The sequence below is a fragment of the Anaeromicrobium sp. genome (assembly GCF_025210435.1).
Taxonomy (GTDB): Bacteria; Bacillota; Clostridia; order Peptostreptococcales; family Thermotaleaceae; genus Anaeromicrobium.
The window spans coordinates 17,016-27,494 of the sequence record NZ_JAOART010000091.1 but is presented as its reverse complement, the minus strand read 5'-3'; the positions used below and the strand labels follow the sequence as shown (position 1 = coordinate 27,494).

The following is a 10,479-nucleotide window of genomic DNA, read 5'->3' as shown; positions in this document are numbered from 1 at the left end:
GATTTATGAACTATAAACTTTTCTCATATAGTAACTTGCCTACAAGGGAAACTATTGAAAATTTTTGGAACCCTGGAACGTCACAACATCCTATGCTACTCCAACATGACTCATGAACCTATCTACGAAGATTCACACTTTTGCTTGTGACAAGGACTTGGGTGGAAAAGATTTTCAATATATTTTCCTGAAATAGGCTCACATAAAACTGGTTTATGAATGCGAAATCTATATCCTAACCTTATAAAATGACCTCTATTTCATATCCACATGTGGGACACTCAATATCTGTAATATAAACTTGTGCCATCATATTTTGCCTATCTATTAGAAGTTCATTACATTTAGGACAATAGGTGGAATTATCCATATTAGGAATATTTCCTATAAACACATAATTAAGATATTCCTTTGCCCTTTTTTGGGCCTCAAGTATAGTACCTATTTCCGTAGGAGGTAGATCCATCTTATGAGTTGGAAAATACCTGCTTAAATGAAGAGGGATATTCTTGTTTATTTTACCTATAAACTTACTTATTTCTTCCACTTCGTCTAATGAGTCATTTAAAGAATTTACTAAAAGGGTAGTTATCTCCACATGACAATGTTTAGCCGCATATTCTATGGTTTCCATTACAGGCTTTAAACTTCCTCTGCATATTTTTTTATAATATTCTTCCCTGAAGCTCTTTAAATCTATATTCATGGCATCCACATAGGGCATAAGCTTTTCTAAGGCATCTTTAGTTATATATCCATCTGTTACTAACACTACCTTTATATCTTCATAATTTTCTTTTAAATCCCTGGCCACATCATATACGTATTCATACCATATGGTAGGTTCATTATATGTAAAGGCAATTCCCATGTTGTTATCTAAATTTGCCGTAGTATTTGCCAACTTAGTCGATTCTATAAATTCAGTCCTTGGCCTTTCTTGGGATATGGAATAATTTTGGCAAAAGTCACAGGAAAAATTACATCCGAAGGTTCCTACAGATAAAATTAAAGTCCCTGGCTTAAAATGAAAAAGGGGCTTCTTTTCTATGGGGTCTTGATTAGCCGATGCTATCTCCCCATAGTTTATAGTTTTTAGTTCCATATGCTTATTAATCCTTACTCCACATAATCCAAATTGATTTTCTTTTATATTACAATTATGGGGACATAAAAAACAATGTATCTTATTACCTTTTATTTCATAGAACATGGCCTTTTTTTCCATAGTATCACCTATTCCTTATATCTTATGACTTTAAATTTCTCTAATTCATAGGGTTCATCTTCTTCTATTCCAGCCTTTCTAAGGACAATATTCAATTGTTCCTCCACTGTATTTACTCCTTCTAAATCTGGCAATAAAAGGCCTGATTTTCTTCCACTTTTTACTATTACCCCATACTCCTTTGGATCTAGTTCACTTATGGACGCTTTTTCTGGTTTAGTAAGCACATCTACAGAAAAATCAATGTCCTTTAATTCTTCTAAATGGACAGGACTAAATCTAGGGTCATGCTCACCAGCTTCCACTGCATTTTTTATTATTTCACTGGCAACATTTTTAGTAGTTGGAAGAAATGTACCTATACATCCCCTTAAATTCCCATCTATTTTTAAAGAGACAAAAACACCCCTAGCTTCATTTTTCATATGATCTGTCACATACTCAGGCATATCCATGTAGGTTCCATAAGTCAAATAATGGGTCAGACTATTTCTTGCTAATTTCACATAAGAATTTGCACTTTCCAATTTATTTTTAAATTTTTCTTCCCTGCTTTTTACTATTTCCTCATATCTATTTTCATTGGATTTTTCAATGTTAAACTTTACAACACCATATCCTACTCCAAAGGGACCCTCATAGGATAGGACTTGTCCATCTATACTATAATCATTCATGGCACCTGCCATAATATATATAGATCTCATTCCACACTCACCAGCTCCTTCTATGGTAGTAGGGTCCATATTAAATATATCTAATATATTACCTTCCCCTAAATATTTAATAATCTCTTCATCGAATTTAGGTCCACAGGGGCTATATTCATAGGGTCCAAGCTCCTTTAGCTTATGGGATAAATCTCCACTACCTATTATTACAGCATTTTTTCCAGCATGATCTAATGCCTTTTCTAAGGCCATACCAAACCTATATAGTTCCATCTTAGATAACATTCCATAGGTTATATGTATAAGGTTAAAATCCTTATATTCCTTTTCTATAAAATATAGGGGAACTAATGCACCATGGTCTAATTCATATTCTACTCCATAGATACTAGCAGAATTTTTGTCAATCTTGGCTACCATTACTCCTTCGCCATTAGAATAGGCATATATTTCATCTACTAACCTTTTATCATTATTAAAGGATAAACTTACCTCATCTGCTCCAAACTTTTTTAAATCACCACTTATACTAGTTCCATATGATATGGCTACTGCATCATTAAATACGGGACCATGGGGAGTTATTATAACTATAGTATCTGGCTTTATATTCTTTATTTGGGTAGCTATTTCATTACAAGAATCTATAGTATTTTGTATTTTTCTTTCTTCTCCACGTCCCACCTCTGGCAAAATTATTGGAGGATGGGGCATTAAATAAGTTTTTAAAATTTTTCCCATTCTATCACCTCTAAAATTTATTATTCCTTTTTAATAATTTTATATAGATTTATCAACTCTAAGCTTTCCTTATACATTAACTTGCCTATAATGGAATTTTTTTTCAATATATTTTCCTGAAATAGGTCCACATAAACTAAATTATAAATTCATTTTTATAAGATTAGTCCTTAGTGGTTATTGATTTTAGCAACAGATGACTAACCAAATGCAACAAATCATTTATTTACCAAAAATATTTTTGTATAAAATCACTGCAAATTGCCAAATCTATATTTAATAGAATTTTATCATAGTCTATGGTATTTTTTATTATTTTAAATGTAATAACGTGTCGATTTGTTAGAAAAAATAAAAAATTTTAAACTTTTTTTAATCGCGTTCAAAAAATAATCATGATTACGAAACCCTTGATTTTATGCCATTTCCAGGGTTTTGGCAACCTTCAAAACAGGCTACATCCTTGTATATAGCTGGATTTGGGGTATAGTATTCTTTTGAATTTTGTGGTAAAATTAACTCAGGTTGAATCTTTGGTGTTAACCTATTGAAATAAACAACTCTAATTTAGCGAAGACTCATATTTCCCCCAAGAAAATAGAGAATTAAGTTAATTAGAAATGTGGAATATTTTTCGTCTTATATTCTACAGTTTGAGCCATTTTATGGTTTTATAGAAATACCTAAAAGATTCAAACCTTACCAGTTTTACTCACCTTTCTTAAAATAACCCTTCGAAAGAAGGGTTATTTTAATTCCTTTATTTTCATAAAATATCTTTTAATTTAAATTTTTCACATGATAAATCTATATAATTAAATATTTTTGAATATTATATGGATTAATTAGTAACTCTAAAACTAAGATAAGTCCTTAATCTATAGATTTCGCAACACTAAGCTTTCTTTATATCGTAACTTGCCTATAAGGGAAACTATTGAAAATCTTTGGAACCCTGGAACGTCACAACATCCTATGCTACTTAAACATGACACATGAACCTATATACGAAGATTCAAACTTTCGCTTGTGACAAGGACTTGGGTGGAAAAGATTTTCAATAGTTTCCTGAAATAGGCCCGCATAAAGCAAGTTTATACACCAGAAATCTATATAGATTTCGTAATACTAAGCTTTCTTTATACAAGAACTTGCCTACAAACAAAATATATTGTTTAAAGTTTAACTTTATGGAGTATATATATAATGAACTAACGAAACAGATAAATTGGGAGGGTTATTATGCAGTCACTAAAATTAAAAGATGATATATATTGGGTTGGTTCATTAGACCCGAACTTAAGAGTATTTGATATTATTATGTATACAGAATTCGGAACAACTTATAATTCCTATGTGGTTAAGGGTTCCCAAAAAACTGCTTTAATAGAGACGGTAAAGGTAAAATACTTTGATTCTTACCTTGAAAGATTAAAGAAAATAGTAGATTTAGATAAGATAGACTACATTATAGTAGATCATACGGAACCAGATCATGCAGGATCCATAGAGAAGCTATTAGAAATAAATCCTAAAATAAAAATAGTAGGGTCTCCTACAGCTTTAAGATTTATGAAGGATATAGCAAACAGAGAATTTGATTCCATATCCGTTGGAAGCGGAGATACCTTATCCCTAGGAAATAAAACACTAGAGTTTTTCAGTGTTCCATTCCTACATTGGCCAGATTCCATATATACTTATGTAAGGGAAGACAAGGTCTTATTCACTTGCGATTCCTTTGGTTCCCATTATTCCTTTGAACCAATACTAAGTAGTAAAATTACTAATGAAGATGATTATATGAGTGCCCTTAAATATTATTACGATATGATTATGGGACCATTTAAGCCCTATGTACTTCAAGCAGTAGCTAAAATTCAAGATCTAGATATTGACCTAATAGGACCAGGTCACGGACCTGTACTTGATGAAAATCCTAGAAAAATAGTGGATATATACAAGGAATGGTCTACAGAGTCAAACCCAAATACTAAAAAGACCGTAGTAATCCCCTATGTATCATCCTATGGATATACGGGAGAATTAGCCCATGAAATAGCTAAGGGAATTAAAAGTACAAGTGATATAGAAGTCAAATTATTTGACCTGGTAGAAGAAAAATCAACAAAGGTATTAAATGAAATCTATTGGGCAGATGGAGTATTATTTGGAACTCCTACCATAAATGGAGAGGCCTTAAAACCCATATGGGATTTAGTTACATCCATGTTCCCACCTACTCATAGTGGTAAAATAGCATCAGCCTTTGGGTCCTATGGATGGAGTGGAGAAGGTGTTCCCCATATTGTGGAAAGACTAAAACAACTTAGAATGAAAGTATATGGTAAAGGTCTTAAAGTAAGATTTAAGCCATCTGAAGATAATTTATCTGAAGCCTTTGAGTTTGGTGTAAACTTTGGTAACAGCGTCTTATCAGGAAAGGTTCCTACTACCTTTGAAGATAAAAAGCCCGTTACTATAAAAACTCAAAAGGGTGAAATAAAGGCTTGGAAGTGTGTAGTATGCGGAGAAATATTCGAAGGAGAAGAACCTCCTGAAATATGTCCAGCATGCGGTGTAGGTAGGGATCAATTCATAGAAGTTCCTCGTGAGAATGTAACTTATAAAAATGATACGGATGAAAATATAATAGTCATTGGTGGTTGTGCTGCTGGTGTAGCTGCTGCTGAGGCCATAAGAAAGAGAAATGAGAGTTGCTCTATTGAAATAATAAGTAAAGAAAAGGTTTCTGGGTACTATAGACCAAATTTATCTAAGAACCTTGTGGGCCATTTAGATGATGATTTTTATATGCATACTATGGATTGGTACACTGAAAATAATATTACTTTAACCTTAGGAAATGAAGTAACTAGTGTGGACCCTAAAAATAAAACTGTCACATTAAACAATTCTGTTACTAAGAGTTTTGATAAATTAATATTTGCAAATGGAAGTAGGTCCTTTGTTCCTCCAATTAATGGAGTAGAAAAGGAAGGCATATTCACTTTAAGAACTCTAGAAGATTCTGAGAATATTAAAAAAGCTGCTTCCCATTCTAAATCTGCCCTAGTGATAGGTGGAGGAGTATTAGGTCTTGAAACAGCTTGGGAATTACACAAATTAGGTCTAAAGGTAAGTGTAGTTGAAATGGCTCCTAGAATATTCCCTCGCCAATTAGATTTAGTTGGATCTAACATGTTAGAGGATAAGATAAAAGATTATATGGATATATTCAAAGGTGCATCCATTGACTCTATTGTGGGAGAAGATAAAGTTAGTGGAGTTAAATTAAAGGATGGCACATTAATAGAAAGTGATCTAGTTATAATATCAGCAGGTGTACGTGCTAATACGACATTAGCAAAGGATGCCAATATAGATATAAATCGTGGTATAGTTGTAAATGAATTTATGGAAACTAGCATTAAGGATATTTATGCTTGCGGTGATGTGGCTGAGTTTAATGGTATAAACTATTGCCTATGGGAAGAAGCCTTAGTACAAGGGAAGGTCGCCGGTGCAAATGCAGTTGGAGATACTAGTTCTTATGAAAATATAATACCTAGCGTAACATTTAATGGATTAAATACTAGCATATTCTCCATAGGAGATACGGGAAAAGATGAAAATACAGATTATCAAGTGGTAGAGATAAAGGATGATAAAAAAGGCATCTACAAAAAGATGTACTTTGTAAATAAATCCTTTGTAGGTGGCATATTAATAGGAGATACTTCTAAATCAGTAAATATGATTCAAGCTTACAAGGAAAAGACCCTTTTATCTGATATGATAAGTTTAATAAATCAATAAAAAACCGCCCTAAGTGGCGGTTTTTTCATATACTCGACATGATAACACTATACAATACTAGGTCCAAATGGCAACCCTAATAAATACCAAACCATAAACAATATAATGAGTCCAATGAGATAAGCTATAGAATAGGGCAAGGCTAAGGATACTACAGTACCTATACCAACTTTCACATGACCATCAGCCTTATATCCATCAAGAAGACTAATAATTATAGGTAAATAATAATCTACAGGAGATATGCAATTAGTAGCCGTATCACCTATTCTATAGGCCACTTGTACCACATTTGCTGAAATATTTAACTCTGAAAAAATAGGAATTGCAAAGGATGCAATAAATACCCATTTGACAGAATTACTCGTAATGAAGAGATTAAAAATACTTATGCCAAGTATGAATAATAGCAAAATCAACAAAGGTGGCATTTGGATACTCTCAAACAAAGCAGAAACCCAAGATACTAACCAGGATACTAAATTACTGTCATTGAGTACACGAATGAAAAGGGATGCTGAAAAGGCCGTTACAATGAACTCTTTAACTCCAGATATACCTATGGCAAATATCTTAGGAAGTTCTTCTAAACTTTTAATAGTCCCTGCTTTCAATCCAAAGGCAGTTCCTGTAACAGTAAAGTATATAAATATCCATCCTACCATATTGTCTGTAATCATTCGAGTGGCAGTAATATTCAAATCTGATTTTTTCATATAAATCCAAATAGTATATATTCCTAAAAAATATAAAATATTTGCATAAATAAAATATTTTAACCCAGCCCGTTCCCTCTTACTAAGTCTAAAAGAGCCCCTTTGTGACAACACTATATTGTCTTCATGACATCCTAGCACTCTCTTTGTTACGTTCTCCGCCACAAGGACAGTAATGATAATAAGAAAAATAGATCCTACAAACATAAAATAATAATTGCTCAGGGCATGAACATTCTCATTTAATCCCATGGTTTCAGTGACAGAACATGTGATCTCAGAAGTAATCATATCCGTTGCTGCAATTAACATATTTAAGGTAAATCCTCCGTTAACAGAAGCATATCCTACAATTATTCCAAGCCATGGATTCATATTTAGAGACTGAAATAGGCCAGCGCAGATTGTGGGAATAACAATAACAGAAACATCAGAAGCCAAGTTCCCATTAACTCCAATAAAGGCCACCACCCCTACGATATATTTTATGGGTGTTTTACCAAAAATGGATCGTATGATTGCGGATAAAGCTCCTGACTGTTGAAAAACACTAACACCCATCAATATTAATATGACAATTGCCAGGGGTTTAAACATGATAAAATTTTCATGCTGATTCCCAAAAATATTAACTAAATATGCCATATCTAAAAGATTATTCACTTGAATTAAATTAAAATTACCATTCTCAACTACATAGTTACTTGTACCTTGAAGAAAGAAAGAACCTGCAATTACAGCAATTGACAGGATATTAAAAATCCAAAAGGGATGGGGAAGTTTATTTCCTATAATTTCTATCCTTGTGATTACTTTTCTGAATTTAGCACTTAGTCCACTCATTTTTCCCTCCTTCTATACTTTCCCTATTAAATCTGATAAAATACAATATATATATTTTTTTATACATATTTCTACAATAAATAATAACTGATGTGAAGGTGATAGGCGTGAAAGATGGAAATCGAAAAAAAAGAATAGATGTGATGGGACAGTTCATTGATACTGCCTTTAGGATTGCACAAAAGGAATCTTTTACCAGTATCTCTGTGAGACGCCTTGCAAAAGACACTAACTACAATAGTTCTACCCTTTACTACTATTTTAAAAGCTTCGAAAACCTTATGGCCTATGTATCCCTCAAATATTTAGGTGGTTTTTATAAAGAACAATGGCTAATTGAGGAAACCTATATTAATAGCACAGACAGATACATTCGTACTTGGGAATTATTCATTAAATATGCAATCAAGTATCCCAATCAATTTAATATGCTAATATTTGGTAAATGTTCTAAGGATTTAGAAGAAATTTTTAAAACATATAGTGAAATCTATCCGAACGAACAGGTCCTAGATTACTCTTTGTTCCCCATTTTCCGCAATAGGGATAACCATTGTGAAATCCCTCTTCTAGATCAATGTATTGGCCATGGATATGTAAAATCCAAAAGCAAAACCAAGATCATTGAACTTATGGAAAGCATACTAAAAACATTAATCGAAAAAGCAATTGACACGGTTGATGAAACTACTTTAGAGGATCTTGCTAAACGTAACAATGAATATGTACGCATGTTTCTAAGTCACTACCAGACACCTATTGGTATTATCACCTTTCAGGAATATTAAATGAACACTTCTATATGATTATAACATAAAAAACATGGGCATTTGCCCATGTTTTTTCATATGTTTTATTACATAAACATTGGAACTCCAGGACCTAAAGGTAATTTGAAAGTGTACCAAATTAACAATAATCCTAAAAGACCAATCATATAAGCTATACTATATGGCAGGCAAAGTGAAATTACTGTACCAATACCTACTTTCCTATCCTCATCCACATTATAAGTTGCTAAAAGTCCCATAATTACTGGTACATAGTAGTCTATTGGTGAGATAATATTTGTGCATGTATCTGCTATACGATAAGTAGCCTGCGTTAGGGCTGGAGAAAATCCAAGCATATTAAATAGTGGTACAAATACAGGTGCAATAATAAGCCACTTTGCAGAACCACTAGTTATACATAAGTTCATTCCCGTACATATGAATACAAATGCTACTAAAAGTGGAAATCCTGTCATATCTAAGGTCTTTAACAATTCTCCTCCATATACTCCTATAACCGTAGAAATCTTACTAGCACTAAATAGATTAATAAATACAGAAGCTGGTAATGCTATAACCATAAATCCTAATGCGCCAGAAACTCCCTTTTGCATAAATTTAGGTACATCTTCCATATTTTTAATAGTGCCAGAACCTTTACCATAAGCCATGGCCAATGTAAAGAAGAAGAAAAATAGAATACTTACTATACTACTAAGTAGTGGAGATTTTGGTAATAAATTTCCCTGAGCATTTCTAAATATAGAATCCGCTGGAATTACAAGGATTAGCATAACCCCTATGAAGGCAACAGCAGCAACTGCAGAATAAAACAGTCCCTTTTTCTCATCTTCTGTCAACTGATGGTTTTTCAGTTCTGAATTATCAACAGATGTAGTACCTCCTCCTAAATGCTTTTCAGTAAAGAATTTAGTAACAAATACGGTAGATCCTACAACAACAAATGTTGAAGCAATCATAAAATACCAATTCATCAATGGATGAACAGGCGCATCTATACCTAGGCCCTGTGTTACTGACTCTGTAATACCAGCAAGCAAAGCATCCGTTCCCGCAATGAAAATATTTGCACTAAATCCCCCATTAGCAGCAACATAACCAGAGATAACACCAATCCATGGATTTATTCCTAATGATTTGAATACGGCTCCAGCAATGGCAGGAACAACTATGACCCCTGCATCTGATGCTAAATTAGCATTTACACCTACTAGGGCTATTATGAAGATTAGCATTGATAATGGAGCTGATAATATGGTTTTTCTAATAAGTGCAGATAACATACCCGTTTGCTCCAAAAGACCTACCCCTAGCATCATGATCATAACAAGACCTAAGGGTGCAAACCCTGAATAATTACTAGTAAAATTAGTGAAAAATGATTGTAAAGCTTCTTTACTAAGTAGATTCCTCACAGCTATTGTAACTTCCTCAGGAGCTTCTGTAGCCACCTTTGAAGCCTTAAGATAGGTTACTTCCACTCCCATCTGAGCCAATGCAAAGGAAAGTACCATTATAATAATAGATAAGGATACAAACAACCAAAAGGGATGAGGAAGTTTATTTCCTATATTTTCTACACCACTGATAAATTTTTCAAATTTAGATTTTTTCCCAGTTTCTCCTGGCTTTTTTGAATTAACTTTTGATTCCATAATTACCTCCCT

At 33.1% G+C, this 10,479-nt stretch carries 6 protein-coding genes; 2 read left to right on the top strand and 4 right to left on the bottom strand.

Annotated features, from left to right (window positions below):
• Positions 1–241: 241 nt before the first annotated feature.
• Complete coding sequence (gene amrS / locus N4A57_RS11065) at positions 242–1,228, bottom strand: AmmeMemoRadiSam system radical SAM enzyme (protein WP_293658058.1); 987 nt, start codon at positions 1,226–1,228, stop codon at positions 242–244.
• 8 nt (positions 1,229–1,236) lie between these two features.
• Positions 1,237–2,640 (bottom strand): AmmeMemoRadiSam system protein A, encoded by a 1,404-nt coding sequence (amrA, locus tag N4A57_RS11060; RefSeq protein ID WP_293658057.1) that lies wholly within the window; start codon positions 2,638–2,640, stop codon positions 1,237–1,239.
• A gap of 1,242 nt (positions 2,641–3,882) precedes the next feature.
• On the opposite strand from amrA, the gene N4A57_RS11055 reads away from it, so the two are divergent.
• Positions 3,883–6,459: an FAD-dependent oxidoreductase gene (locus tag N4A57_RS11055; protein ID WP_293658056.1), complete on the top strand. Its 2,577-nt coding sequence runs from the start codon at positions 3,883–3,885 to the stop codon at positions 6,457–6,459.
• A 47-nt stretch (positions 6,460–6,506) separates the two neighbouring features.
• Here N4A57_RS11055 and N4A57_RS11050 read toward each other — a convergent pair whose 3' ends face one another.
• The gene (locus tag N4A57_RS11050; protein ID WP_293658055.1) at positions 6,507–8,018 is read right to left on the bottom strand and encodes an AbgT family transporter; all 1,512 of its coding nucleotides are present in this window, start codon (positions 8,016–8,018) and stop codon (positions 6,507–6,509) included.
• A gap of 107 nt (positions 8,019–8,125) precedes the next feature.
• On the opposite strand from N4A57_RS11050, the gene N4A57_RS11045 reads away from it, so the two are divergent.
• The gene (locus N4A57_RS11045) at positions 8,126–8,806 is read left to right on the top strand and encodes a TetR/AcrR family transcriptional regulator (RefSeq protein WP_293658054.1); all 681 of its coding nucleotides are present in this window, start codon (positions 8,126–8,128) and stop codon (positions 8,804–8,806) included.
• A 68-nt stretch (positions 8,807–8,874) separates the two neighbouring features.
• Here the strand turns inward: N4A57_RS11045 and N4A57_RS11040 are convergent, their stop codons facing one another.
• Positions 8,875–10,467 carry an AbgT family transporter gene (locus N4A57_RS11040; protein ID WP_293658053.1) on the bottom strand — a complete coding sequence of 531 codons (1,593 nt, stop codon included), beginning with the start codon at positions 10,465–10,467 and terminating at the stop codon, positions 8,875–8,877.
• Positions 10,468–10,479: the final 12 nt, after the last annotated feature.

Excerpts from the sequence above, each read along its gene's own strand:
- N4A57_RS11040 (WP_293658053.1), bottom strand. The coding sequence starts at position 10,467 with ATGGAATCAAAAGTTAATTCAAAAAAGCCAGGAGAAACTGGGAAAAAA.
- N4A57_RS11050 (WP_293658055.1), bottom strand. The coding sequence starts at position 8,018 with ATGAGTGGACTAAGTGCTAAATTCAGAAAAGTAATCACAAGGATAGAA.
- amrA (WP_293658057.1), bottom strand. The coding sequence starts at position 2,640 with ATGGGAAAAATTTTAAAAACTTATTTAATGCCCCATCCTCCAATAATT.
- amrS (WP_293658058.1), bottom strand. The coding sequence starts at position 1,228 with ATGGAAAAAAAGGCCATGTTCTATGAAATAAAAGGTAATAAGATACAT.
- N4A57_RS11055 (WP_293658056.1), top strand. The coding sequence starts at position 3,883 with ATGCAGTCACTAAAATTAAAAGATGATATATATTGGGTTGGTTCATTA.